The organism is Faecalispora jeddahensis, from assembly GCF_000577335.1.
GTDB lineage: Bacteria > Bacillota > Clostridia > Oscillospirales > Acutalibacteraceae > Faecalispora > Faecalispora jeddahensis.
This window is the reverse complement of sequence record NZ_CBYL010000018.1, coordinates 14812-40347: the sequence shown is the minus strand read 5'-3', so window position 1 is coordinate 40347 and position 25536 is coordinate 14812. Positions and strand designations below refer to the sequence as shown.

Annotated in this window: 22 protein-coding genes; 19 read left to right on the top strand and 3 right to left on the bottom strand. The window is 56.5% G+C overall.

Going from position 1 to position 25536, the window contains the following annotated elements:
* Nucleotides 1-263: 263 nt before the first annotated feature.
* The 18 genes from TY09_RS08605 to TY09_RS08525 all read left to right on the top strand — a co-directional run bounded on the left by TY09_RS08605 (nucleotide 264) and on the right by TY09_RS08525 (nucleotide 18390).
* The gene (locus TY09_RS08605) at nucleotides 264-1208 is read left to right on the top strand and encodes a glycosyltransferase (protein ID WP_042433137.1); all 945 of its coding nucleotides are present in this window, start codon (nucleotides 264-266) and stop codon (nucleotides 1206-1208) included.
* A gap of 219 nt (nucleotides 1209-1427) precedes the next feature.
* Nucleotides 1428-2843, top strand: a complete 1416-nt coding sequence (miaB, locus tag TY09_RS08600; RefSeq protein ID WP_042433134.1) for a tRNA (N6-isopentenyl adenosine(37)-C2)-methylthiotransferase MiaB — start codon at nucleotides 1428-1430, stop codon at nucleotides 2841-2843.
* A gap of 135 nt (nucleotides 2844-2978) precedes the next feature.
* The gene (locus tag TY09_RS08595) at nucleotides 2979-3389 is read left to right on the top strand and encodes a YlbF/YmcA family competence regulator (RefSeq protein WP_009061303.1); all 411 of its coding nucleotides are present in this window, start codon (nucleotides 2979-2981) and stop codon (nucleotides 3387-3389) included.
* A 36-nt stretch (nucleotides 3390-3425) separates the two neighbouring features.
* Nucleotides 3426-6041: a DNA mismatch repair protein MutS gene (gene mutS / locus TY09_RS08590; protein ID WP_042433131.1), complete on the top strand. Its 2616-nt coding sequence runs from the start codon at nucleotides 3426-3428 to the stop codon at nucleotides 6039-6041.
* Between the two features lie 123 nt (nucleotides 6042-6164).
* Complete coding sequence (gene mutL / locus TY09_RS08585) at nucleotides 6165-8231, top strand: DNA mismatch repair endonuclease MutL (protein WP_042433128.1); 2067 nt, start codon at nucleotides 6165-6167, stop codon at nucleotides 8229-8231.
* 213 nt (nucleotides 8232-8444) lie between these two features.
* Nucleotides 8445-9392, top strand: coding sequence for a tRNA (adenosine(37)-N6)-dimethylallyltransferase MiaA (gene miaA / locus TY09_RS08580; protein ID WP_042433125.1), 948 nt, complete (start codon nucleotides 8445-8447; stop codon nucleotides 9390-9392).
* Nucleotides 9385-10680, top strand: a complete 1296-nt coding sequence (locus TY09_RS08575; RefSeq protein ID WP_042433121.1) for an HlyD family efflux transporter periplasmic adaptor subunit — start codon at nucleotides 9385-9387, stop codon at nucleotides 10678-10680. Before miaA ends, TY09_RS08575 begins: the two co-directional genes overlap by 8 nt.
* A complete protein-coding gene (locus tag TY09_RS08570) occupies nucleotides 10658-11404 on the top strand; it encodes a YggS family pyridoxal phosphate-dependent enzyme (protein ID WP_009061305.1) in 747 nt (248 codons plus the stop codon). Before TY09_RS08575 ends, TY09_RS08570 begins: the two co-directional genes overlap by 23 nt.
* Nucleotides 11405-11427: 23 nt before the next feature.
* Nucleotides 11428-11910, top strand: coding sequence for a cell division protein SepF (locus TY09_RS08565; protein WP_009061284.1), 483 nt, complete (start codon nucleotides 11428-11430; stop codon nucleotides 11908-11910).
* The gene (locus TY09_RS08560; RefSeq protein ID WP_042433119.1) at nucleotides 11910-12671 is read left to right on the top strand and encodes a YlmH family RNA-binding protein; all 762 of its coding nucleotides are present in this window, start codon (nucleotides 11910-11912) and stop codon (nucleotides 12669-12671) included. Before TY09_RS08565 ends, TY09_RS08560 begins: the two co-directional genes overlap by 1 nt.
* A gap of 15 nt (nucleotides 12672-12686) precedes the next feature.
* On the top strand, nucleotides 12687-13430 hold the full coding sequence (locus tag TY09_RS08555) for a DivIVA domain-containing protein (protein ID WP_009061244.1): 744 nt from the start codon (nucleotides 12687-12689) through the stop codon (nucleotides 13428-13430).
* Nucleotides 13431-13523: 93 nt separating this feature from the next.
* Nucleotides 13524-14060 (top strand): signal peptidase II, encoded by a 537-nt coding sequence (gene lspA / locus TY09_RS08550; protein ID WP_052335577.1) that lies wholly within the window; start codon nucleotides 13524-13526, stop codon nucleotides 14058-14060.
* A gap of 1 nt (nucleotide 14061) precedes the next feature.
* The gene (locus TY09_RS08545; protein ID WP_042433117.1) at nucleotides 14062-14988 is read left to right on the top strand and encodes an RluA family pseudouridine synthase; all 927 of its coding nucleotides are present in this window, start codon (nucleotides 14062-14064) and stop codon (nucleotides 14986-14988) included.
* A 108-nt stretch (nucleotides 14989-15096) separates the two neighbouring features.
* Complete coding sequence (locus TY09_RS08540; RefSeq protein WP_042433114.1) at nucleotides 15097-15900, top strand: HAD-IIB family hydrolase; 804 nt, start codon at nucleotides 15097-15099, stop codon at nucleotides 15898-15900.
* A 17-nt stretch (nucleotides 15901-15917) separates the two neighbouring features.
* On the top strand, nucleotides 15918-16337 hold the full coding sequence (locus TY09_RS08535) for a ComEA family DNA-binding protein (protein WP_042433111.1): 420 nt from the start codon (nucleotides 15918-15920) through the stop codon (nucleotides 16335-16337).
* Between the two features lie 66 nt (nucleotides 16338-16403).
* The gene (locus TY09_RS19020; RefSeq protein WP_009061242.1) at nucleotides 16404-16565 is read left to right on the top strand and encodes a rubredoxin-like domain-containing protein; all 162 of its coding nucleotides are present in this window, start codon (nucleotides 16404-16406) and stop codon (nucleotides 16563-16565) included.
* A 134-nt stretch (nucleotides 16566-16699) separates the two neighbouring features.
* Nucleotides 16700-17173: a hypothetical protein gene (locus tag TY09_RS08530; protein WP_042433108.1), complete on the top strand. Its 474-nt coding sequence runs from the start codon at nucleotides 16700-16702 to the stop codon at nucleotides 17171-17173.
* 347 nt (nucleotides 17174-17520) lie between these two features.
* The gene (locus TY09_RS08525; protein WP_042433105.1) at nucleotides 17521-18390 is read left to right on the top strand and encodes a DMT family transporter; all 870 of its coding nucleotides are present in this window, start codon (nucleotides 17521-17523) and stop codon (nucleotides 18388-18390) included.
* Between the two features lie 157 nt (nucleotides 18391-18547).
* Here the strand turns inward: TY09_RS08525 and TY09_RS08520 are convergent, their stop codons facing one another.
* Genes TY09_RS08520 through TY09_RS08510 form a run of 3 tightly spaced genes read right to left on the bottom strand, consistent with a single transcriptional unit; the run spans nucleotide 18548 to nucleotide 23328 of the window.
* Complete coding sequence (locus TY09_RS08520; protein WP_042433102.1) at nucleotides 18548-19621, bottom strand: 6-phosphofructokinase; 1074 nt, start codon at nucleotides 19619-19621, stop codon at nucleotides 18548-18550.
* A gap of 19 nt (nucleotides 19622-19640) precedes the next feature.
* Nucleotides 19641-21758: an RNA degradosome polyphosphate kinase gene (locus tag TY09_RS08515; protein WP_042433099.1), complete on the bottom strand. Its 2118-nt coding sequence runs from the start codon at nucleotides 21756-21758 to the stop codon at nucleotides 19641-19643.
* Between the two features lie 16 nt (nucleotides 21759-21774).
* Nucleotides 21775-23328, bottom strand: a complete 1554-nt coding sequence (locus tag TY09_RS08510; protein WP_009061194.1) for a Ppx/GppA phosphatase family protein — start codon at nucleotides 23326-23328, stop codon at nucleotides 21775-21777.
* 518 nt (nucleotides 23329-23846) lie between these two features.
* Between TY09_RS08510 and TY09_RS08505 the strand changes: the two genes are divergently transcribed.
* A complete protein-coding gene (locus TY09_RS08505; RefSeq protein WP_042433096.1) occupies nucleotides 23847-25532 on the top strand; it encodes a PASTA domain-containing protein in 1686 nt (561 codons plus the stop codon).
* The last annotated feature ends 4 nt before the right edge of the window (nucleotides 25533-25536 follow it).

The window sequence follows — 25536 nt, the reverse complement described above, 5'->3', positions numbered from 1 at the left end:
ATGCAGCCCGAAGTTCTTCTTCCGTATTATAGCACAACAAAGACTTCCCTGTCATCCCGGCGTTTATTGGGAAATCCGTTTGTGGGCCCGGGAGACAAACCGGAAAAAGAAACAAAAGATTTTACGCAGATGGGAAGCTTCTGTTACTTTTACATCTTTATTCCCGGTCAAAATATGGTATACTGAACATCGGAAATATGTTGCCGAAACAAAGGCGTTTCGCCGTTTAAATAGCAAATGAAATGTCAGGAGTGTGTGTGCAGATGCAGGCACCCGAGCTTTCCCTGATCCTGCCCGTGCGGGATATTGAAATAGAATTGCCTGGAATCCTGCGTTCTATCAAAGAGCAGGTGGGCGCCGCTGCGGCAGAGTGGATCATTGTCGATATGGGCTCTGAGGATCAGACGGTGCTGCGTGCGGTGCAGTATATCAAAGAAGAAAGACTGCAGGGCTTTGTGATTCAAAATGGAAAAGGAAGCGTTTCCGCTGCGCTGAACACCGGCATGCAGAAGGCGGCGGGGGAGTACCTTTCCTTCGTGTTCGCCCGCCGGCTGTACGGCGGGTATCTTTCCTCCTATCTGGAAGCGGCGCGGGCGGCGCAGGCGGATTTGGTGTTCGGCGGCCTGGATGCGAACGCGGAGCAGTTAAAGGGCAAACCGGCGGGCGGCGACGGCCCCTGGTATGTGCAGCAGATGGCGCAGGGCCGCCTGCGTATCGATATTGCCGCGCTGCTGCTGCGCAAAAGCTTTCTGCAAGCGCAGAAGCTGTATTTTCAGGAAAACTGCAGCCACGGCTACAGCGAGGAGTTCATTTACTGCTGTCTGCTTTCCGGCGCAAAGGTTGCAAGAGCGCCGGTAGCGCTCAAACGCCGCCGCGAGCTGGAGCTGTGGCGGGCAAAGTCCGCCCCGGCGGGCCGCGAGATTTTTCAGGCGATTGAGGCAATGCTGCGGGTTCAGGCCGTGATCGAAAACCGCTGCCCGGACAATCGGGAGCTGTGTGAAAGCTTTGAGGAGCGAAAGCTGCCCGAAACGGTGATGGACTGCGTAGATGTGCTTCTGCGCGAGGGCCTCGGTTACAATACCGTGCGCGGGTACCTGCGGGTAGAGGGATACGACCGCCTGCTGGTGCAGGGGAAGAAAACCGGTAGGGCGCTGCGGGGCCGCATCCGGCTGTGGCGGATGCTTCCGTGGATGTACCACCCGCGGTGACGGGGACGATCAAAAAACAGAATGGGCCGTCTGGGTTTTGATGCGGGGAGTTTTCCCCGCCGATCCGGGCGGCCCTGCTGATTCTTCCGGTCTTTGCATGCGGGGAAAACCGCTCTTTGTGGATGGGAAAACAGCGCCGCTTCCCATGGTGTTTTACTTGCCGGAAAAGGGAAAATATGATATAATACACTGATACCGTAGCATAGGAGGTCGCACTTTTTGACAGAGAAGCTGGAACAGACTACGCGGGAATTCACCCGAGAAGAGCATATTGAAGAAGTGGCGCAGATTATGTCCATCCGCGCCCGGGGCGCAGTGCCGATGGCGTGCGTGCGCACCTACGGCTGCCAGCAGAACGTGGCGGACGGGGAAAAAATCAAAGGACAGTTAGAGCAGATGGGCTTCTCTTTCACTGAGGACGAGGATGAGGCGGATCTGATTCTGTTTAACACCTGCGCGATCCGCGAGCACGCGGAGGACCGCGTGTTCGGCAACGTGGGCGCGCTCAAAAACGTCAAGCGCCGCAATCCATCCCTGATCGTGGCCGTGTGCGGCTGCATGATGGAACAGGAGCACGTGGCCGAGCGTATGAAAAAGAGCTTTCCGTTTGTGAATCTGGTGTTCGGCACCCATGTGATTCACAAGCTGCCGGAGCTGATGTTCCGCACGCTCACCGACGGGCGGCGCGTGTTTGAGCGCGGCGACGACAGTGAGGATAAAACGATTGTGGAGGGTCTTCCCATCCGGCGCGACGGCTCGTTCAAGGCGTGGGTGACCGTGATGTATGGCTGCAACAACTTCTGCTCGTACTGCATCGTGCCCTATGTGCGCGGGCGTGAGCGCAGCCGCAGGCCTGAGGCGATTTTCGAAGAGGTACGCTCTTTAGTAAGTGCAGGCTACCGGGATATTACCCTCTTGGGGCAGAACGTCAACTCCTACGGCAAAGAGCTGACTCCCGCAATTAGCTTTGCGGAGCTGCTGCGGCAGCTTGACGCGATCGATGGGGATTTTCAGCTGCGCTTTATGACGTCGCACCCGAAGGACGCGACGCACGAGCTGATCGACACCATCGCACGGAGCCGGCATATCTCGCACCATCTGCACCTGCCGTTCCAATCCGGCAGCAACCGGATTCTAAAGGCGATGAACCGCAGCTATACGCGGGAAAAATACCTTGGTCTGGTTGCCTACGCGAAAGAAAAAATCCCGGATTTATCGCTGACGTCCGATATTATTGTGGGCTTTCCCGGTGAAACCTACGAGGAGTTTTGTGAAACCGTCAGTTTGATCGAAGAGGTGGAGTTTACCTCTTTGTTTACGTTCATCTATTCACCCCGCATCGGTACCCGCGCGGCAGAGCTGCCGGACCCGGTTCCGTATGAGGAGAAATCCCGCTGGTTCCGCGAGCTGCTCGCCGTGCAGGAAGAGATTGCGGCAAAGCGCTGCGCCGAGATGGTCGGTACGGTGCAGCGGGTGCTGGCGGAGGAAAGAAGCTCCAAGACCGGTCTTTTGGCCGGGCGCTCCGGCGGCAACATCATCGTGGAATTCGGCGGCGGCGACGAGAAGATCGGTGAGTTCTGTCAGGTTAGGGTTACGGCCGCCCGAAACTGGATTTTAAACGGAGAATTGGCCTGACGATTCAGCGATGGCGCTTTTTTGCGGGCATGCTAATGACAGTGTACCCGGGAAAAGCGGTTTCGGTTTGGATACAGCCGCCACCCGGCGGCGCGCAGATAAAATTTTAATGAAATAAATTAGGAGGCAGTAACCATGGACGTTATTGAGATGGCTCGCCAGCTCGGCAAAGAGATTCAGAAGGACGAAAGATACCTCGATTTTCAGAAGGCCCGCAAAGAGAGCGAAGAAAACGAGGAACTGCAGAAGATGATCGCGGATTTCAACCTCAAGAGAATCGCGATCAGCCAGGAAGGCGGCAAAGCCGACCGTGACGAGGACAAGATGCAGCAGCTCAACGAGGAACTGCGTGAAGCCTATGACAGTGTGATGAACCACCCGGCCATGATGGACTTTAACCTTGCGAAGGAAGATATGGACATGATGCTCCAGCGCGTCAGCGCGATCATCAACGCTTCTGCTGACGGCGAAGACCCCGATCTGGCGGATTACCAGGCCGGCGGCTGCGGTGCGGGCGGATGCTCCGGCTGCTCTGGCTGCCATTGATCATCAGAACAAAGCAAACAGACGGGGGATGGAGAAATGGCGGATCTTTCGCCCATGATGAAGCAATATTTTGAAATCAAGGAACAGAATCCGGATACCCTGCTGTTTTTCCGGCTGGGCGATTTTTACGAGATGTTTTTTGAGGATGCGAAGCTCGCTTCCCGCGAGCTGGAGCTGACCCTGACGGGCCGCGACTGCGGGCAGGAGGAGCGCGCGCCCATGTGCGGCGTACCGTTCCACAGTGCCGAAAGCTACATCGCGCGCCTGGTGGCCAAGGGCTACAAGGTAGCGATCTGCGAGCAGATGGAAGACCCGGCGCTGGCCAAGGGGCTGGTCAAACGCGCGGTCATCCGCGTGATCACGCCCGGCACGGTCATGGAGAGCAGCATGCTCGACGAATCAAAGAACAACTTTATCTGCTCGGTGTTCGCGGGGGAACATGCCGCGGGCGTCTGTTTTGCGGATATTTCCACGGGTGAACTGCGGGCCACGGAGCTCCTGGCGGATTCCTTGCAGGAGCTGGAATCCCAAGTGAGAAACGAACTGGCCCGCTTTTCTCCCCGTGAGATTCTCATCAATCCCCAGACCCTGCAAATGACGGGTCTGGGCAAATTTATCAAGGAAAAACTCAGCGCGGCGCTGGAGTGCCTGCCGCAGGAGGAAACGACGGGCGCCGAACAGCTGCTCAAGGCGCAGTTTTCGCCCGAGCGGCTCGATTCCTCCGGCGTTTCCGCGTATCCCTTAACGGCACAGGCGGTCGGATGCCTGCTGCTGTACCTCAAAAAGACCCAGCGTACGGGCCTGGAGCGCATGGATACCATCGAGATGTATTCCGGCTCACAGTTTATGGGTCTGGATTTATCGGCCCGGCGCAATCTGGAGCTGCTGGAAACCATGCGCGGCAAAAGTAAGCGCGGTTCGCTGCTCTGGGTGCTGGACAAGACCAAAACCGCGATGGGCAAACGGCTCATCCGGGTGTGGATTGAACGCCCGCTTCTGAATCCCGCGCAGATTCTTCGCCGCCAGAATGCGGTGGAGGAGCTCTCGATGGACAGCATGTTCCGCGACGCCGTTGCCGAACAGCTCTCCGGCGTACACGATCTGGAGCGGCTGATGACGCGCATCGTGTACGGCTCGGCCAACGCGCGCGAGCTGCGCTCTCTGTGCGCGGCGCTTTCGCGCCTGCCGGAATTAAAACAATTGCTGGGCGGCGTTTCCTCGGCTCTGCTCAGGGAAATCAGGGAAAAGATCGACCCGCTCGAGGATGTGGCGGCCTTAATTGAAAGCGCCATCGTCGACGAGCCCCCGTTTTCCATCCGCGAGGGCGGCATGATCCGCCCCGGCTACCACGAGGAGCTCGACGAGCTGAGAACCGATATGGGCAGCGGCAAAGAAATCATCGCGCAGCTCGAAACGCGGGAGCGAGAGAAAACGGGAATTCCAAAACTCAAAGTAGGTTACAACCGGGTATTCGGTTATTATATCGAGGTTTCAAACTCTTACCGCGACAAGGTGCCTGACGAGTACATAAGAAAGCAGACTCTGACGAACTGCGAGCGCTTCATCACGCCCGATCTGAAACAGCTGGAGGGCCGCATTCTGGGCGCGCATGAAAAATCCGTGCAGCTCGAAACGCAGCTCTTTGAGCAGGTGCGGGCCGAGGCGGCGTCACAGCTCGAACGGGTGCAGGCTACGGCCTCGGCCGTGGCGCAGCTCGATGTTCTCACCTCGTTCGCGGCGGTGTCTGTGGCGAACAGCTACCAGCGCCCCGAGGTGAACCTCAGCGGAAAAATCATTCTGAAAGAGAGCCGCCACCCCGTGGTGGAGCAGATGCTCGACGGCGTGCCCTTTGTGCCGAACGACGTGGAGCTCGATCAGGAAGAAAACCGCGTCGCGATCATCACCGGCCCGAACATGGCCGGTAAATCCACCTATATGCGCCAGATCGCGCTGATCGTGCTCATGGCGCAGATCGGCTGCTTTGTGCCCGCGCAGTCGGCGGAAATCGGCGTGGTAGATGCGATCTTCACCCGCGTCGGCGCGTCGGACGACATGGCCTCCGGGCAGTCCACCTTTATGGTAGAGATGACCGAGGTCGCGGATATTTTGAAAAACGCCACGAGCCGCAGCCTGTTGATCCTTGATGAGATCGGGCGCGGCACCTCCACGTTCGACGGCATGAGCATTGCCCGCGCGGTGCTCGAGCATGTGACGGACAAGCGTTCCCTCGGCGCAAAGGCGCTGTTCGCAACGCACTACCATGAGCTCACTGTGTTGGAGGAGTTGGTTTCCGGCGTGAAGAATTTTAATATTGCCGTGAAAAAACGCGGCGACGATATCACCTTCCTGCGGCGCATCGTGCGCGGCGGGGCGGACGACAGCTTCGGCATCGAGGTCGCAAAGCTCGCCGGCGTGCCGAACTCCGTAGTGAACCGGGCCAAGCAGGTGCTGCGTGAGCTGGAAAGCGGCAGGCCGGTCACGCCGAAGGGCTCCGGCAGAAAACCGCGCGAAGAGGAAACGGCGCAGCTTTCTCTTGTGCCGCCGCAGGAATCCGAAGTGCTCCAGCGTCTGCGGCAGATGGATGTCAATACGCTGACGCCCATCGAATGTATGAATACGCTGTTTGAACTGAGTAAGCTGGCGCAGAATTAGAGCTATATCATATGGAATCGTGGTGGGTATCTTCCCCCGTCATAGGCGGGGGAAGATACCGCTGTACTTGCATCATATGGGATGGAAAAGCAATTGACCAACAGGAAGCAGGGAGGCAAGTGAATGGGGAAAATTAATCTGCTCGATAAACACGTTGCGGAGCTGATCGCCGCCGGCGAGGTGGTGGAGCGCCCGGCCTCCGTCATCAAAGAGCTGGTAGAAAACTCGATCGACGCCGGTGCGACGAGCATTTCGGTAGAGATTCAAAATGGCGGCGCGCTGCTGATGCGCGTCGCTGACAACGGCAGCGGCATCGCGCGGGAGGATGTCCCCACGGCGTTTCTGCGCCACGCCACCAGCAAGGTGCTGCACGCGGAGGATCTCGAATCCATCGGCACGCTCGGCTTTCGCGGCGAGGCATTGGCCTCCGTTGCGGCGGTGGCAAGGGTCGACCTGCTTACCCGCACCGAAGAGGAGCTGGCCGGAACGCATTATGTGATCGAAGGCGGCGAGGAACAGGCGCTGGAGGATGCGGGCTGCGCGCGCGGCACCGTCATTACCGTGCGCGACATTTTCTTCAACACTCCCGCCCGCATGAAATTCCTGAAGAAAGACACGGTAGAGGCAAACGCGGTCGCCGCCGTGATGGATAAAATCGCCCTGTCGCACCCGGAGCTTGCCGTACGCTTTGTGCGCGACGGAAAAGAGACCCTGCGCGCCCCAGGCGACGGGCAGCTGAAATCCGCGGTGTTTGCGGTGTTCGGCCGGGAATTCACCGCAGGGCTGATTCCGGTGGAGTATGAATTGCAGGGGGTGCGGGTCACTGGTTTTGTGAGCAAGCCCTCGCACGCGCGCCCGAACCGCAGCATGCAGCAGTTTTTCATCAACGGGCGCACGATCCGTAGCCGCACCGCGCAGGTGGCGCTGGAGCAGGCGTTCAAGGGCTCGCTGATGGTCGGCAAATTCCCGGCCTGTGTGCTGCATCTGGAGATTCCCGTGCAGGCGGTGGACGTGAACGTTCACCCCGGCAAGCTCGAGGTTCGCTTCATCAACGAGCGCCCGGTGTTCGACGCCGTGTATTACGGGGTCAAGACCGCGCTCTCAAAGGGGGATTCCCCGAATAAAATCACGCTGCCCGGTGCGGCGGAACCGCCGGCTGCGAAGCCGCAGACACCGCCTTTGCCGTTCGATGTGCCGGATACAAAACCCCAGCAGATTGCGATGCCCGGCGTGTTTGGCGCTGCAAAGCCTGCTGCCCCGGCCCTACATGACAGCGCTGTGGACGACCCGGTGGAGATTGCCGTGCCGACAACACCCGCGTATCACAAAATAGGCTCCCCGGAGTCTGCCCGTCCTCTGACAGAGCGATGGCCGGACACACGACCCGCTTTGCCGGTACAGTCGAATGTGAGTGCTCCGGTTCAGCCCGGCACAGTCCCGCAAAGAGCTGCCGAACCGGAGGAATGGGAGGTTTCCCCCAGCGGGGAGGCCGCTCCTGTCAGCGCTGTGCCGGTCAGCAGTCCGGCACAGCAGTCGGAAGTGGGGAATCCTTTCGCGGAACAGCCCTCTATGGGGCAGATGGAAGCGCCGTCGCCTGACGCGCAGGCTCCAGCGGATTTCCGCTATATCGGCCACGCGTTCGGCACATATATCCTGCTCGAACGCGACGGCGCGGACGGCGAGGAGCTGGTGCTGATCGACCGCCACGCGGCGCACGAACGGCTGCTGTACGAGCGGCTCAAAGAGCAGAGCGGCACGGCCTTTTCGCAAATGCTGCTGGCCCCCGTACCAGTGCTGCTGGAAAAGAACGAATACGCGGCGGTGCTGGCTTCGCTGGATCTATGTGAAACAGCCGGCTTTGAAATAGACGATTTCGGCGGCGGCACCGTGCTGGTGCGCAGCGCGCCCTTGTCCCTGACCGGGGAGGACGTACCGGAGGCCGTGATGGAGATCGCGGGTTACTTAGCGCAGTCGCGCACCGATGTGACGACTGAGCACCTCGACTGGCTGTACCATAATATCGCCTGCCGCGCGGCGATGAAGGCGCACGACGATCGTTCACCGGAGGAACTGATCGCCCTGGTGCGGCAGCTCGATGAAAACCCGCAGCTTCGGTATTGCCCGCATGGGCGGCCGATCTCGATCGTGCTGACCCGCAAAGAATTAGAGCGCCAGTTCGGCCGGGCATGAAGCGGGCCGCCGAAAATAAAGTGAATTTAAGAATAATTTTGCCTGCTGTGTGCCTTGCCCTGTATGATTTGGGGCGCATAGTCAAAGCCTTCTTTTTCCTCCAAGGTTGGGGGAAAGAAAGTAAATTCAAAAATGCTTGCCGCCTTGCAGCTTTCAACGGTCTACGTTTGATACCCTGATCAAATTTTATTGCTTTGGAAAGGAGGAAGGCTTATGCCGCAGGAGAAAATACCGCTGCTTGTCATCGGCGGGCCAACAGCCAGCGGCAAGACCCGCCTTGCGGCGGAGCTGGCCCTGCGCCACGGCGGAGAGGTGGTTTCCGCCGATTCCATGCAGATTTACCGGGGGATGGAAATCGGAACCGCAAAGCCCACTCTCGAAGAAACGCTGGGGGTGCCTCACCACCTGATGGGTTTTGTGGAGCCGGGGCAATCCTTTTCCGTGGCGGATTATGTTGCCCTGGCCAAGGAAACGATCGTGGACATCCACAGCCGGGGTCACCTGCCGGTGCTGGCGGGGGGAACCGGGCTGTATATTCGCTCGCTCATTACGAACACCGCGTTTACCGAAGCGGACAACGACCCCGCCCTGCGCGCCGAGCTGACACAGCGGGCAGCGCAGGAGGGAACCGAGGGCCTGATGCAGGAGCTTCGCTCCTTTGACCCGGAGTCTGCGGATCGTATCGAGCCGCGCAATCTGCCGCGGCTGATCCGTGCGATCGAGCTGTACCGCGTCACAGGCGTAACGATGACAGAGCACCTGCGCCGTTCGCGCCTTGTGCCTTCGCCGTACCGGGTGTGCTTCTTATGCCTCGGCTTCCGCGACCGGGAGCGCCTGTATGAAAGAATCAACCAGCGGGTGGATGAAATGTTTCGCCGCGGGCTGGTGGAAGAGGCGAAGGAGCTTCTCGAAATGCCCAGCGGCGCCACGGCAATGCAGGCGATCGGCTATAAAGAGCTGCTGCCGTATTTTCGCGGTGAGGTTTCACTCCCTGAAGCGCAGGATACTATCAAGCGCGAAACCCGCCGCTACGCCAAGCGCCAGCTTACCTGGTTCCGCCGGGAGGAGCAGGCGCGCTGGCTGTTCGTGGATGATTACGCACAGTGGGACGCGCTCCGCGGTGCCGCAGAAGAGATCATAAGGGGGGAGCTGTATGAATAATCCGGTTTTAAAGCGCCTGGTTTCGGGCCTGATCGGCCTGCTGCTCCTTTTTTATATCGGCAATCAGATTTATAACGCCAGCTACAGCGGGGTCAAGGCTGAAACCGCTGTGTATGCCAACGCAGAGGATACGATCCAGATGACCGGCACGGTGATCCGCAAAGAACAGCTGATCAAACAAAGCGTGCAGGGCGTTCTCACGTACCCGCTCGGCGAGGGCGGCAAAATCGCCAAGGACGGCGTTGTGGCAGAGGTATACGACAGCGCCAAAGACGCCACGCAGCAGCAGCAGGCAGCACACCTTTCGGCGGAGATCGCCCGCCTGCAAAGCCTGAGCAAGCCCGGCGATACGTATGCCGCAAACCCCGGCTCGCTGACAAAGCAGATCAATCAGGGCCTCAAAGAAATTCTGACCTCGCTGCAGGGCCGTGATTACAACACTCTGTCGTCGCAGCGCGACTCCCTGCTGTACCTGATGAACGAGCAGCAGGTGGTCACCGGCGCGTCCAAGGATTTCAGCGCCAGAATCGCGCAGCTGCAAGGCCAGCTCGGTGCGATCCCCACCTCCGGCGGCACGAAAATGGGGCAGATCAAATCACCGGTTTCGGGCTATTTCGTCAGTGCGGCGGACGGGTACGAATCCCAGTACAATTACGCTTCCGTACTGGAGCTTTCGGTGGCTGACCTGAAAGCGAAAAAAAAGCCGCAGGCCCTTGGCAGCGATGTGATCGGCAAGGTGTGCGAGGAGTTTGACTGGTACTTCGCCGCCGTAGTCAGCCAGGATGACGCGCTCAAGCTCAAGGAGGGCAACCGCGTCAACATCAACTTTCCGTTTGCGGTGGGCAAGTCGGTCCCCGCGACTGTGGCCGCCGTGAATCAGCCGAACCATCAGGGAGACGCTGCCGTGATCCTGCAGTGCTCTTATATGGATACCGGCATCGCGTCCGTGCGCGACGCCACAGTGCAGGTACAGGCGGGAACCTACTCCGGGATCATGGTCAGCCAGAAGAGCATCCATTTTGAAAAGCTGACGAAGGAGTTCACGCAGGAGGACGGCACCAAGAAGAAGGTGGAAAAAGAAGTGCAGGGTGTTTATGTCATGCACGGCAATACCATCGAATTCGTGCAGATCATCCCGCTGATGAGCAGCGGCAGCTATGTCATCTGCAAAGAGCTGAGCGACACCGACCCGGAGTGGAAAGAACTCATGACAAAATCCCCTATCCGTTTATACGATGAGGTGATTATAGAAGGGACGGATCTTTATGACGGAAAAGTCGTTAAATGAAACCGAACAGGAATACGCGGAGCGGATGCGTGACCTGGAAGAAAACCTGAAGGTTGTTCGGGCGAAGATCGAAGAGGCCGCCGTCAAGTCCGGCAGAAGCCCCGAAGAGATTACGCTTTTGGCAGCGACCAAAACGGTCCCCGTTCCGGTGATCAACCGCGCGATCGAGCTGGGAGTTTCGCATATCGGCGAAAACCGCGTGCAGGAGCTGTGCGACAAGCTGCCGCTGCTTTCCCCCTGCGACCGCCAGTTTATCGGGCATTTGCAGACCAACAAGGTCAAGTTCCTGATCGGCCAGGTCAGCTTGATTCAGTCTGTGGACAACGAAAAGCTCGCAAAAGAGATTTCGCGCCTTTCTTTGCAGAACAAAACCACGACCAATGTGCTGATCGAAGTGAATATCGGGCACGAAGAAAATAAGTCCGGCGTTCTGCCGGAGAAGCTGTCGGAGCTGCTGGAAAAAGTTTCCTGCATGCCCGGCATTTCGGTGCGGGGCCTCATGGCAATCCCGCCTGTCTGCGATCGCCCGGAGGACGCGATGCCATATTTTTCGCGCATGCGCGAATATTATGTTGACATCAAGGCGAAAAGAATGGATAATATTCTCATGGATTACTTATCCATGGGCATGTCGTCAGACTATGCTCAGGCAATCCTTTGCGGAGCAAATATGGTTCGGGTGGGCTCGTCTCTCTTCGGACCTAGGAAATATCAAATCCTTTAGAACGAAAATAGGGAGGCATCAGAATGGCCGGATTGGTTCAAAAATTTAAAGATATGTTGGGCGCCCCTGAAGATGAGTATGAGGATGAGGAATATGTAGATGATCGCGCAGACGAGATCATCTCTGGCCCGGACAATCACGCGGATACGATCCGCGAGCGTGAAACGGCAAGACGCGGCGGCAGCACTGGCGGCAGCAATAAGGTCGTGAATATTCACGCCACCACGCAGCTGCAGGTGGTTCTCTTCAAGCCCGAGCGTTTTGGCGAGGAAACCCGTGCCGTGGCAGACGAACTGCTAAAAATGCACACCGTGGTGCTCAACCTTGAAAACACCAATAAAGACATCAGCCGCCGCATCATCGATTTTCTCAGCGGCGTGGCTTACGCAAACGGGGGCAAAATCAAGCGTGTTGCGGCAAGCACCTTTATCATCACCCCGTATAATGTAGAGCTGACCGGCGACGACGTGCTCGACGAGCTGGAAAACAATGGCGTTTATTTCTGATGAAGCAGAATTCCCCTGGGGATAACGCCATACTGGAGGCAAGGCTCCTGGATGCGGTCCGCCTATGTTCCCGGCGGTCTCAGCCGGTTTTTGTGGGCTTTCTGTCAGAAGCGGAAGCCTTCTCGGCACAGGGTGTTCTGCGCCGGGAGGGCTTTTTCCACTATTTATTCTGGGGCGGCTTTGAAGGGGCGGAGCGCGTGATGTTCGGCGCGTTCCCCGATTACCTTGAGCCGGAGCCGGAGTTGTTCCCCATTTGTGCCGTTACGGCCTCCTTCCGCGATTGTGACAAGCTCACACACCGGGATTTTCTCGGTTCGCTGATGGCGCTTGGCATTACCCGCGACACGGTGGGCGATCTTCTGATCGAGCCGAGCCGGGGCGTTTTATTCCTGCGCGAAGAAATGGCCGGCTATGTACAGACGCAGGTGGAAAAGATCGGCCGGGTGGGGGTGCGGCTTACCCCCGGCTTTACCGAGCCTTTGCCGGGCGGCCTTGGCTTTGAGCCGTTCAGTACGGTGATCGCTTCGCCCAGGCTGGATTGTGTCGTCGCTGCGGCACTGCGCATCAGCCGCGAGAAAGCGGCGCGCCTGGTGGAATCGGGCGGCGTACTGCTGGGCGGCGTGCAAATTATGTCGGTTTCCGCGGCGGTCAAAGACGGCGACCGTCTCTCCGTGCGCGGTAAGGGCCGGTTTATTCTGGATCAGATCGGGCCCGAAACCAAACGGGGCCGTGTGAACTTGAGTGGAAGAAAATACAGATAACAGGAGGTTTTTGTCGTGCTTACTCTCAACGATATTATCAATGTCAGCTTCCGCAAATCGAATTTTTCCGGTTATCGTACCGAAGATGTAGATGCCTTTATCGATCAGGTGAAGGATTCCTACGACCAACTGCTGAAAAAAACGATGGAGCAGGCCGAAGTGTACGAAACACTGGCAAACGAAAAGAAAGAGCTGGAGAGAAAACTCTCCGTTCTGGCGGAAAAGATTGAGGATTACCGTCAGGAAGAAAGCGAGATCAAAACCGCTCTGGTCAGCGCGCAGAAGCTGGGCGAATCTTCTGTCAGGGAGGCGCGCCATAAGGCAGAAATCATCCTGAAGGACGCGAATTTGAAGGCCGAGCGCATTCTCGGCACCGCCAAGGCGGATGTGGTTGAACAGCAGCGCGAGCTGGATGAGCTGAAGAAAAAGGTCATCGAATTCCGCACCAAGCTGCTTGCGATTTACAAAGAGCATCTGACGCTGATCGATGCGATCCCCAGCCGCAAGGAAGAGTTTGCGCAGGAAGGCAGCCATGCCGCAGCCGAGCCGGAGAAAGAGCAGGAGGAGCCGGAGCAGCAGAGCCACTATATGCCCGAGGAGCCTCCCGTGCCCGCAGAGCCGGAGCCGGAGTACACCCCGGAACCGGAGAAGGACGACTTTTCCGTCGACGCCGCGGTGTTCGATACAGAGTCGCCGAATCACGACCTGCGTTATGATGTTTTAAAATTTGATGAAGTGGATGAATCCGGAGAAGAATAAGTACATCACCCGAAATCCGGGTCCGGAGTATTTCATAGATGGAAGAGGGACGGAGCGATCCGCCCTTTTTTCCTGAAAGAGAGGGAGTTTCTTTTGCCTTATATTGCAGTGTTTTTGTCCTTCGTCGCGGCAGCGGCGGGGATTGCCGTAGATCAGGTTCTGAAAGCCGCGGTGGTGGAGCAGCTGAAACCGCTGGGCCGGCTTGAGCTGATCCCGGGCTTTTTTCAGCTTACCTATGTGGAAAACCGCGGCGCGGCGTTCGGCATACTGGCGAACTACCAATGGCTGTTTATTGCCGTTACCGCTGTGGTTTGCCTTTTGATCGCGGCGGCGCTGATTTTTTACCGCGGCCACACCGCCCTGACCCGTACGGCGCTCACGCTGATTCTGGCCGGCGGGATCGGAAACATGATCGATCGGCTGCGCTATCAGTATGTGGTGGATTATATTCACTTTCAGTTCTTCCCGCCGGTATTCAACTTTGCGGACATCTGCGTCACGGTCGGCTGTGCGCTGCTGGTGATCTACCTGCTGTTCTTTGCAGACGACAGGGGCCGGCCCAAGCAGCCGGGGCGTTATGCCAAATACGCGCACTACAATCAGAACAGAAATCACAGAATGGGTGGTTAAGGTGCAGAAAAAGCTGCTGGTAATCGGGGCGGAGCATCAGGATGCCCGGGCGGACCTGGCAGTGAGCGAGCTGCTGGAGGGCCAGACGCGCTCCGGCGTGCAGAAGCTGATGCTTGCGGGCGCGGTGCTGTGCGGCGGGCGTCCGCTTTCTAAGAACGACCGGGTGGCCGAGGGCCAGACGATCGAGGTGCTGCTGCCGGACCCTGCCCCTATGGAGCAGGCGAAACCGGAAAACATCCCGCTCGATATCGTCTATGAAGATGACGACCTGCTGGTAGTCAATAAGCCGAAGGGCATGGTGGTTCATCCCGCGCCGGGCAACCGCGACAAAACGCTTGTCAACGCGCTGCTGTACCATTGCGGCGATTCCCTGTCCGGAATCAATGGGGTCATCCGCCCCGGCATTGTGCACCGTATTGATAAAGATACCAGCGGCCTTTTGATCGTCGCGAAGAATGATTTTGCCCACCAGAGCCTTGCCGCGCAGATTAAAGAGCATTCCTTTACCCGTGAATACGAGGCCGTGGTATACGGCCATCTTCGCGAGCAAAGCGGCACGGTGGATGCACCCATCGGCCGGCACCCGACCGACCGCAAGAAGATGACGGTCACGCAGAAAAACAGCCGCCGCGCAGTCACGCACTATCAGGTGCTGGAGGAACTGCCCGGCTTTTCCTATGTGCGTCTGCGGCTTGAAACGGGCCGAACCCATCAGATTCGGGTGCATATGGCGTATTTGGGCCACCCCGTTGCGGGCGACCCGGTATACGGGCCGAAAAAAGTGATTCCCTCGCTGAACGGCCAGTGCCTGCACGCGAGTGTCATCGGCTTTTGTCACCCGCGCGACGGCCGGTATATTGAGCTGACAAGTCCGCTTCCGCCGTATTTTACCGATTTTCTGGCACGTCTGCGCAGTCAGCCGTACTGATCTTCCATAAAAATTTGGAATTGTAGCGGCGCTCCCCTGCTAAAGATATGGGGGCAATGCCTGTTTTTTTACTTTTCGTCGCTGGTGATAGTATAAGGAGGTTCTCTTTTGAAGCTTCAGGATATATTCTTGGTGTCTGATCTTGACGGTACCCTGATTGGTGCAAACCATAGGATACCGCAGCGCAATATCGATGCGATCCGGCGGTTTCAGGAGCAGGGCGGCCGCTTTGCCGTGGCGACCGGGCGCTCCGTGAATTCCGGAGAGCGCTATTGCCGCCAGGTGCAGCCCAAGGGGCTTTGTGTGATGCTGAACGGCTCTATTTTATACGATTATGAGCAGGATGAGATTGCCAAGGCGTTCTTTCTGCCGCCGCAAGCGAGGGACTATGCCCGCCTTCTCACAGAACACTTTCCGGAGATAGGCTGTGAGGTATTCGCGCAGCGCAGGCAGTTTGTTTTGCGCGCGAATCAGTATGTCAGGGCGCATCTGGGGAATGAGAACCTGCCCTGTGTAGAGATAGACGCAGGCGAAATTACCGACCACTGGTGCAAGGCGTTGTTTGCCGCCGACCCCGAAACCAAGCTGAAAATACAGGCCTTTACCGAGTCCTTTGCGCACCCCGGAGTCCGTTTTGTGCAGAGCGAGAAGTGCTTTCTGGAAATGCTGCCCGAAGGAGTCGACAAAGGCAGCGGCCTGTTAGAGATTCTGCGGCAGACCGGCTTGCCTCGTGAGAATCTGGTGGTGATCGGCGACTATTATAACGATGTGGAGATGCTGCACGCCGCCGGTTTTGCAGCAGTGCCCTCCAATGCGCCGCAGGACATTCGGCAGATGGCTGATCTCGTCGTAGGCGACTGCCGAGACGGCGCGGTAGCCGACCTGATTGAATACCTGGAACGCGCGGAATAAGGGGTGGCGGTGGAAGAATGGATCAGGATGCCCGTCAGGTTCGCTGGTTGCTTGCCGTCGCGATCATTCTCTGCGCCTTGATGATCGGGTATAACGTGCTGTTTGTGCCGCAGGTAACGCTGACGGCCGTGGTGAAAACAGACCTTTCTTCTGCGGCGCAGGCGGCGGGTTTCTCCGCACCGGACGACGCTTCTCAGCCGGAGGGCTACGAGCCGGAGCCGGTGGAGCAGACCGCGCTGGTCAATCTGAATACGGCAGATGCCGAAGAGCTGGAAACGCTGCCCGGAATTGGTCCGGCAACAGCGCAGAAGATCATCGCTTACCGCGAATCCGTCGGGGCCTTCCAGAGCACGGAGGAGCTGATGCAGGTGGACGGAATCGGTGAAAAAACATTTGAAAAGCTCAAAGAGCTTGTGACGGTGGAAGCAGCAGAGTGAAAACCCCCGACGGGGCCGACTGCCCCGCACAGGTTTTGATATCTACATAAGAAAGGGGAAGATCCAATGCAGGAAAACGGACAGAACGACATGCTCTCGGAAAACCAGAAGAGATTTCGATGCAGAATCTGCGGATATATTTTTATCGGCAGTGAGCTTCCCCAGGATTTTCGATGTCCCCGGTGCGGGTCCGATAGCGAGCAGTTTATTGAATTAAGACAAAGATGAGTAAGAGGGGACTGCATCCTTACCAAGGATGCAGTCCCCTCTTACTCTGCATCTGCGCAAATCCCGCAGGAATTACTTGCAAAATGCAGGGAAAATGGGTAAAATAAGGAAAATAAGCAGAGGGGGAGAAGTTTATGGCGGTGAGTCCCTTGCAGGATATCATGAATCATTACCTTTGGAATTTCAGCGCATATCTGTTGGCGCTGGCGATTATTTTGCTGAACGCGGCCCGCAGCGTGTATTTTTATTTGAGGAGCAAGCATAGACCCCTGTACCCGAAGCGCGGCAGACTGGACCTTCTCATCAGCCTGCTGTGCGGCGTGTCGCTGGCGATGGGCCTGATGTTCCAGGGGGTTCTGGCGGACAACAATGCCCCTGACATCTATCACTGGTCAAGCTATCTCTGGATGGTCTGCCTTGTTTCGCTGGCGCTGTTTGTCATTCAGATCGTATTTCACATCAAGACCCCCTCCGTCCGCCCCAGAGTGGAGCCGACAGACGAAATTCCGGCGCTGCAGACCGCGCCGCAGGAGCAGTTCCAGCCACAGGCTCCTTTGGAGCAGCCCGCGGTTTCTCAGGAAGATTCCGCGCCGAAGGACGGGGAATGACGGCAAACTTTTCCCGTGCGGAGTGAATTAATTTTATAAGGCCAAGAGCAAACTTCGCGCTATGAGCCTTTTGACATTTCGGGATATTTCGGAATACAGAAATTTATTGTAAATAAAATTCCGGTTCTACTTGTGTGCCGCTTCTTTGTCTGTTACAATCAAGGCAAAGGAGTGGCCACTGTGAATTTAGCCGTAATTCATATTTTAAATAATAAACTCCATCGTTACTGCTAACGGCTATCCCTGAAAGGGAATAGCCGTGGGTCGTTATGCCCACATGGCAGTAAACGGATTTCTGTCATTGGTGAGCAGCCAATGACTTTTTTATGTTTGGAGTGAATTATAATATGAATAAAAAGCTGGCCTATCATGCTTTTATTGTTTTGGAATGCGTCCTCTGGGGCGTTGGAAATACCGTTACTAAAATTGGCCTGCAATCGATCTCGCCATTTTATTGTCTGACGATCCGCTTCTTTTTATCGTTTGGTTTGTTTGTTCTGTTTTTCTTTCCAATACTGACAAAATACAGCACTGAACTGAAAAAATGTATCCCAATCAGCGTTATGACAGCCGCATCTTTTATTTTATCAACGCTGTCTCTGCAATTTGCGCCTGTGACCACGGCCGGGCTGTTGATGGCTTTGTCTGTGGTGTTTACCCCCATTTTGGCCATCTTGGTTCATAAAACGCAGCCTGAAAAGAAAATAGCAGGCGCTGTGCTGCTGGTGCTTACGGGTTTGTATCTCATTTGTGGCATTAGTGGAGAGAATGCTTTTGGGGTTGGTGAACTTATGGCGCTGATCAGTTCGTTTTGTTTAGCCGTAACACTTACATTCAGCGCAAAGCTTGTCCGCACAATCGAACCTGTCGTTTTATCAACAGTCCAATCAGGAGTGACTGCCCTGATTTCACTCTCCTTTTCAGTTATGCTGGAGGATTTTCAATCCCTTTATCATGTATCTGCCTCCGGGTGGCTTTCCATCCTTTATTTGGCAGCGGGGTGTACGTTTATCGCTTATCTTCTGCAAAACATTGCATTAAAGCATATCTCTCCTGTTTTTGCATCGATCGCTTTTTGCACAGAGCCTGTTTTTACCGCTTTGTCTGCCTATCTGATGTTAGGTGAGCAGTTGTCTACTTTCGGGTATCTGGGGTCGGTGTTTATCCTTATGGGAATGGTCGTGAGTTCGCTGCCGAAAAGGATGGACACTAACTGACTTTCAAGGGTAGGAACTGAAACTGCATTTTAAACTTTTCTAAAGTAGTATCCATATCCTGACGACAAGGAAAAGGCCGGATTTTCAACACTGAAAATCCGGCCTTTTTCATTTTTATATTGGGGATGATTCTTTTTGTATCTGATGTCGTCGAGGCTCAGTCGCCAAAGCTGATGCCGATGTCCCGCGCGGACTGGATCATCTCGCAGTCCAGCGGAACAGCCTTGAGCTTGCCTGCCACCTCTCCCAGCGGAACGGGGACGATCTTTTGGTTCTGCAGGGCCATCATGCAGCCGAAATGGCGGTCCTGAATCATCTGAGCCGCAGCAGTGCCAAGGCGGGTCGCCAGCACGCGGTCATAAGGACAGGGGCTGCCGCCGCGCTGAAAATGACCGGGAATCGTCACGCGCACCTCGTTGCCGGTGCGCTCGCTGATCTCTTTGGCCAAACGGTAGGAAAGGGAGGGCTCCGTCATTTTGGCCCGCTGTGCTTTCAGTTCTTTTTTGGAAAGGGCCGCTTCTTTGTCCGAAATGGCTCCCTCCGCCACGGCTAGAATCGAAAACTGCTTGCCGGAACGCTTTCTCTGCTGCAGCGCGCGGCAGATGGAATCGATGTTATAGGGGATTTCGGGCAGAAGAATCGCGTCTGCGCCGCCCGCGATGCCCGCGTGCAGCGTCAGCCAGCCCACCTTGTGTCCCATCAGCTCCACAATGAACACCCGCCCGTGCGACGTGGCGGTGCTGTGGATGGAGTCGATGACCATCGAAGCAATCTCCACCGCGCTGGAAAAGCCGAAGGTCATTTCGGTGTTCCACAGGTCGTTGTCGATGGTTTTGGGCAGTGTGATGACATTTAGCCCCTCCCCGCTGAGCAGGTTCGCGGTTTTGTGGGTGCCGTTGCCGCCCAGAATCACAATGCAGTCGAGCCTGAGCTTCTTATAGTTTTTCTTCATCTGCTCAACCTTTTCGCTCTGGCTGCCCTCGGGGCCGCGAATCTCTTTAAACGGCTGGCGCGAGGTGCCCAGAATCGTGCCCCCCAGCGTTAAAATACCGGAAAAGTCGCGGGGGGACATCTCCCAGTAATCGCCCTCCATCAGGCCGCGGTATCCGTCGCGGATTCCAAATATGGCAACGTCGTCCTCAAATTTTTCGTAAAGTGCTTTTCCTACGGCGCGAATCGCGGCGTTTAGCCCCTGGCAGTCGCCTCCGCTGGTCAGAATTCCAACTCTCATCGTTGTGGGCCCCTTTCCGTTATTTGAGCCGCTTCGCCTTATCCGCATCGCGGATCGGCTCCATCAGCTTGCTTTCCTCCGATTTTTTCAGTTCCGTCAGGCTCTTTCTCGCCATGGTGGAGAACAAAGACTGGCAATTGACGGCGGCCTTGCCGCGCCGGCTGACGTGCAGGTAAGTCGTATCCGGCTGCATCATGCGTGTGTTGACATTGTCGCTGCGCAGAATTTCCAGAATTTCAAACGCGCGGCGCTTCAGCTCTTCGCCTTCAATGGGGAACACGAGCTCTACCCGGCGGTCCAGGTTACGGGGCATCCAGTCGGCGCTGCCCATATAGATTTTGGGGTCGCCCCCGTTTTGAAAGGCGTAAATGCGGCTGTGCTCTAAAAGCTGGCCCACAATACTCTGCACGGTGATGGTTTCGCTCAGCCCCGGCAGCCGGGGAATGAGACTGCACATGCCGCGCACGATCAGGTGGATCGGCACGCCGGCCTGCGATGCTTCGTACAGCAGTTCGATCATCTGCGGGTCAATCAGAGCATTTACCTTTACGGTGATGCCGCTGGGAAGGCCCTTTTTGGCATTTTCTGTTTCGCGGCGGATCATGCGCTCAAAAACGCTGCGCATTCCCTGCGGCGCCACCACAAATTTGCGGTATTCCGGCGGGCGGGAATAGCCGGTGAGCACGTTGAACAGCGACGAAGCGTCGATGCCGTACGGCTCGCGGCAGGTGAACACGCCGATGTCAGTATAGATTTTGGCGGTGGAGTCGTTGTAATTTCCGGTTCCCATGTGTACGTACCGGCGGATGCCATCCTCCTCGCGCCGCACCACCAACAGAATTTTGCAGTGGGTTTTCAGGCCCGCAAGGCCATAGATGACGTGGCAGCCGGCCTGTTCCAGCTTTTTGGCCCAGTTGATGTTGTTTTCCTCGTCAAAGCGGGCTTTCAGCTCTACCAGCACCGTTACCTGCTTGCCGTTCTCCGCCGCGCGGATCAGCGCCGCGATGATAGGGGAATGGCCGCTGACGCGGTACAGGGTCTGCTTGATGGCCAGCACATCCGCGTCATCGGCCGCGCGGCTGACAAAATCGACCACGCACTGAAAGCTTTCGTACGGGTGGTGCACCATCCGGTCTTTTTCCCGGATGGCCTCAAAAATATCGTCATAGCCCCAGAAAGCTGCGGGGGGATAAACGGGCTTGATCGGGTCAAAGCACAAAGCGTCGTACCCCGGCAGGGACGCAAATTTCGTCAGGTATGTCAGGTCGATGGGCCCGGGCACCTCGAACAGGTCGTTCGGCTTCAGGTCGAGCATCTCCACAAGAAAATCCTTGATTTCGGCGTCGCAGTTCTGCAGAAGCTCCAGCCGCACGGGCCGCCCGCGCTTGCGCTTTTTAATGGATTTCTGCACCTCGGTCAGAAGGTCCTCGGCGTCCTCGTCGATTTCCAGGTCAGAGTTTCTCGTCAATCGAAAGGGCGAGCAGGCTTCGATGTGGTGCATGCCGAACAGATTGTTGATTTTATAGGAGATAATATTCTCGAGCAGCACATAAATCTTTCGTTCCGGGTCGGGTACCAGCAAAAAACGGGAGAGGATCGACGGCACCTGTACCACCGCAAACAGGGATTCCTCCTCGCCCTTCAGGCGAACCGCCAGATTCAGGCTCTTGTTTGTGAGCATGGGGAACGGGCGGCTGCGGTCTACCGCGAGCGGCGTCAGTACCGGGTACAGGATCTTGTCAAAATAATCCGAAAGAAAATTCTGTTGTTCCTCACTCAGGTCGCTCGGCGCGCAGAAAAAGACGTTCTCCTTCCGCAGGGCCGGCAGAATCGAGCGGTGCAAAGACGTATACTGCTGCTCAGTAAACGAACGGATTTTGCGCGTCAGGCGAACCATCAGCTCATCCGGCGTCAGGCCGGAAAGATCGGGGATTTTATAGCCCGAGTGCACCTGGGCCTTGACGCCCGCTACGCGCACCATAAAAAACTCATCCAGATTGGAAGAGGTGATCCCTAAAAACCGCAGTCGCTCCATGACGGGATTTTCCTTTTCAAAGGCCTCCTCCAAAACGCGCCAGTTAAAATCCATCCAGCTCAGTTCCCGGTTGATAAAGGGGAGCTGTTTGTTCTCACCCATAGTGTTTCCCCCTCTCTCAAAGCATCAGCGTTTTGATTTTCAGTACGGGATGAATCCCGAATACCTCCTGGAAAAACGGCGCGCACAGATCGAACGCCCATTTTTCCAGCGTCAGGTTCCCGTCGCTGCTGCCCGTAATCACAAGCCGGTCTTTTTCCAGCTTGATCGTAATATCCTCCAGCTTCTGCGTCTGCGATTTATCCAGCGCGTTCGAAAGGCGGAAAATCGCCACGAGCTTTGAAATCATTAGGCGGGTCTGTTTGTCAAGGCGGTTGAATTCCGGGTCGTCGTCGCTGGGCACGCAGTATTCGTCGTAGCTGGACAAAAACGCGATCATCAGCACCTCGCGGTCGGTCAGGCCATAAATGTCGATGTTCTTGACGAGATCGAACGTGCTGTTCAGGTGCTCTTTGGAATTGATGTAATACCCCGCGTCGTGCAGGATGCAGGCCAGCTCCAGAATCAGCCTGCTCTTGTAATCCATGCCGTGGATTTTCTTTGTCTTGTCAAAAATCCGGCACGAAAAACGGCGCACCGCGTCCGAATGCGAGCGGTTGCAGCGGTAGCGGTCGGCGATCCACTGCGCGCACGAAATCGCGCTGTTTACGACGTGGGTTTCGTAATCTTTTTTGCTTTTCGGTACCAGCATCTGGCGCAAAAGAGCGTCCCACAGCTCTACCTTCGGGCAGATCACCCGGTCGGCGTGTGTCAGCTGCAAAAGCTGCATGTAAATTACCAGCACCGGGTACAGCACCTGTGCGCTGGCGTCGGTGATGTCGTACTTGGCGGCGAGAGAGTCCGGCGTCATGACGCGAACCTCCTGCAGCAGGCGGCCGATCAGCTCCGACTGAATGATGTAATGTCCCTGCTCGGGTGTAACGCTGCAAATGCGCGCAATCAGCTCGATCTCGCTGCCTGCCAGCACCAGGTTGCGGATGCTCTTCAGGCGTCCGGGAATGGGGATGTGCTTCACGATCAGATTCAGGTATTCCTCTACCACCGTATCGAAATCGCCGCTGTTTTCCTGAATGCTGCCAAGCATGTTGTACAGCTTCATCGGCCCGATGGAGATGTTCTGCGAGAAGATCATATTCGTTCCGTCGAAAATGGAAAGCCCGATGCTGCCGGTGCCGATGAACGAAATCAGGGTGTTGCCGGCCGGAAAGTTCGGCATGGCCTGTATCGAGTTCAAAACCTCGGAGTAGATCAGCGTTTTTTCCTGGTCGTCCTCCAAAACCTGTACGGTGATCCCGTTCTGAATTTTCAGCTGGTCGGTGATGTAATCCCGGTTCTTCGCCTCGCGCAGGGCCGTGGTGGCCACCACGCGCTGCTGCTCGGCGCCGTATTCCTTCATCACGTCGCTGTATCCGTGCAGGGTGGAGGAAATATTCCAAAGGCTTTCAAAGCTGATTTTCCCGCCGTGAAACACCTCAGAGCCAATTTTGACGGGGTATTCCAGACGATCCAGCGTGACGATTTTGTCCTTTTGCAGCTGAGCAATTTTCATTTTCAGCATGCTCGAGCTGATGTCAATGACAGCGGCCACTTTGCCTCCCTTTTTACGGTTCATCCCACAGTCCCTCCTCTGCAATATGAAATAGTATACTCAAATAATAGGATGGATTTCTTCTCCGCTGAAGACGGGAAAGAAATCCGCACTTTTTATGATTGTATGATTATAGCATGATAACAACGGTAAGGGTATTTTCTTTCCTCAAAAGCGGTACCTTGAGCGGTGTTATCATGCTTCAATGTTCTCTCAGGCGCCCGAAGCTTTGCTTCGGCTTACGCCGTGAGGTTATTATAGCAAACAGGGCATAGAATATCAATTCGCTTCCCTTTAAAATTCTGCGAAAAATGTCGCAAAACCGGAGCCCCAAAATGAGAGTCAGACGCGAGGTATTGCGTTTTGCCGGTAGACTGTGGTATACTTCTTAAATATAAAGAATCGGGTGGTGTGCGTTCCGCCCGAAAAACAGCCGGGCTGATCCGGAATGCCCGGCGTTATCCGCCGGAGAGGGCTGTGGCGCCAACCGGCGGGATAACGCCTGCTTTGTGTGTCCATAATAGCATTATGGAGGAACCAGTATGACTGACTTTGAGCTATGCATGAACTGTATGTCGGAGCGGCCCGTGGGCGAGCCATGCCCTCATTGCGGGTGTCCGACGGATGAGCCGCAGCGGCCGGACGCGCTGCCGTTCAAAACCATGCTGCAAAATCGATATATGATCGGCTTGGCCCGCAAGAGTAACGGAGAGGGAATCTCTTATATCGGCTACGACAGTGTGCTGAATATCAAAACGTTGATTCGTGAGTTTTTTCCCCAGACGATGAGCGAGCGCCTGCCGGACGGCCAGATGGTGCGTGTGGTAGACGGCAGCGAGGTCACGTTTCAGGAATATAAAACCTCCTTTTTAAATGATGCACGTGAGCTGGCACATATGCGGCAGCTTTCTGCGATCGAACAGATTTACGATATTTTTGAAGAAAACGGAACGGCCTATACGGTAGCGGAGTGGGAAGAATGCATCACACTGCGCTATTTTGTGGAGCGCCGCGGCGGCAGCCTGGACTGGAATGCCGCCCGCCCGCTGTTCATGCCGGTGCTGTCCGCGCTTTCCACACTGCATTCCAAGGGCGTAAATCACCTTGGCATTTCGCCTGACACGCTGGTGATTCTGCAGGATGGCCGCATGAAGCTGACCGATTTTGAGCTGGACGCCGTGCGCCGTATGGATACCGACCTGCCGCCGGACTTGGTGGCGGGCTGCGCCGCGCTCGAGCAATATGTGATGAATTATGTGCCGGATGAGTCGACGGACGTGTACGGCTTTGCCGCATGTCTGTTTTTTGCGCTGACCGGCGCTCTGCCGCAGGATGCTTTGCGCCGCAAGGGGGATTCGCGGCTGATGATCCCGACCAGTACGCTCAAAAGTCTGCCCCCGTATGTGATCACCGGCCTGGCCAACGCTCTGCAGGTGATGCCGTCCAAACGAACCCCTCATTTTGAGCGCCTGCGGGCTGAGCTTTCGGCAGCGCCCACTGTTACGGCAAAAATAGAGGAACCCCTGCCGCCGGAGTCTGCTCCGGAACCGGAGCCCGCCCGACGCGGCATCCCGGGCATTGCCTGGGCAATCGGTTCCGGTGTGGTTTCTTTGGCTGTTTTTGTTTGTATCGGGATCTTCTGGCTGTTCCCGCCAAGCTTTGGCGGCACGGCCGGCGCTGCGGATTCCACCGCCATGAAGGCGACTGTGGAATCTGCCGATTCCGGGATGCTGATGAACGGCCTTGACGCGGCGGAGCTTTCCGGCACGGAGCGCGTTCAGGTTCCCGATCTGGTGGGGCAGAAGCTTGATGATGTTCTGGCAGCGGAAAGCGCCGGAACCGAGGACTACGACATTCTGGTCTCTGATAAGGAGTTCAGCGATACAGTGGCCGAGGGCAAGATCATCCGGCAGTCCCCCACGGCGGGCGAGCTGGCACAGAAGGGCGTAAAAATCGTCGTTGTCGTCAGTCAGGGCGCTCAAATGCGTTCCCTGCCCGAGATTCGGGGCATGAGTCTGGAGGACGCCTCTCTGGCGGTTACGTCCGCAGGGCTGACCCCTGCAAAGCGGGATGTGTTCGACGATACCGTACCGGCCGGGCAGGCCGTCGGTTACCAGGACCACAAGGCGGGCGATTCGCTGGAGTACGGCGCCCATGTGGTGATTTTATTGAGCAAGGGGCCGGATCCGTCCGTTCTGGGCGGTCCGGCCGGAAGCGGAGGAACATAATACA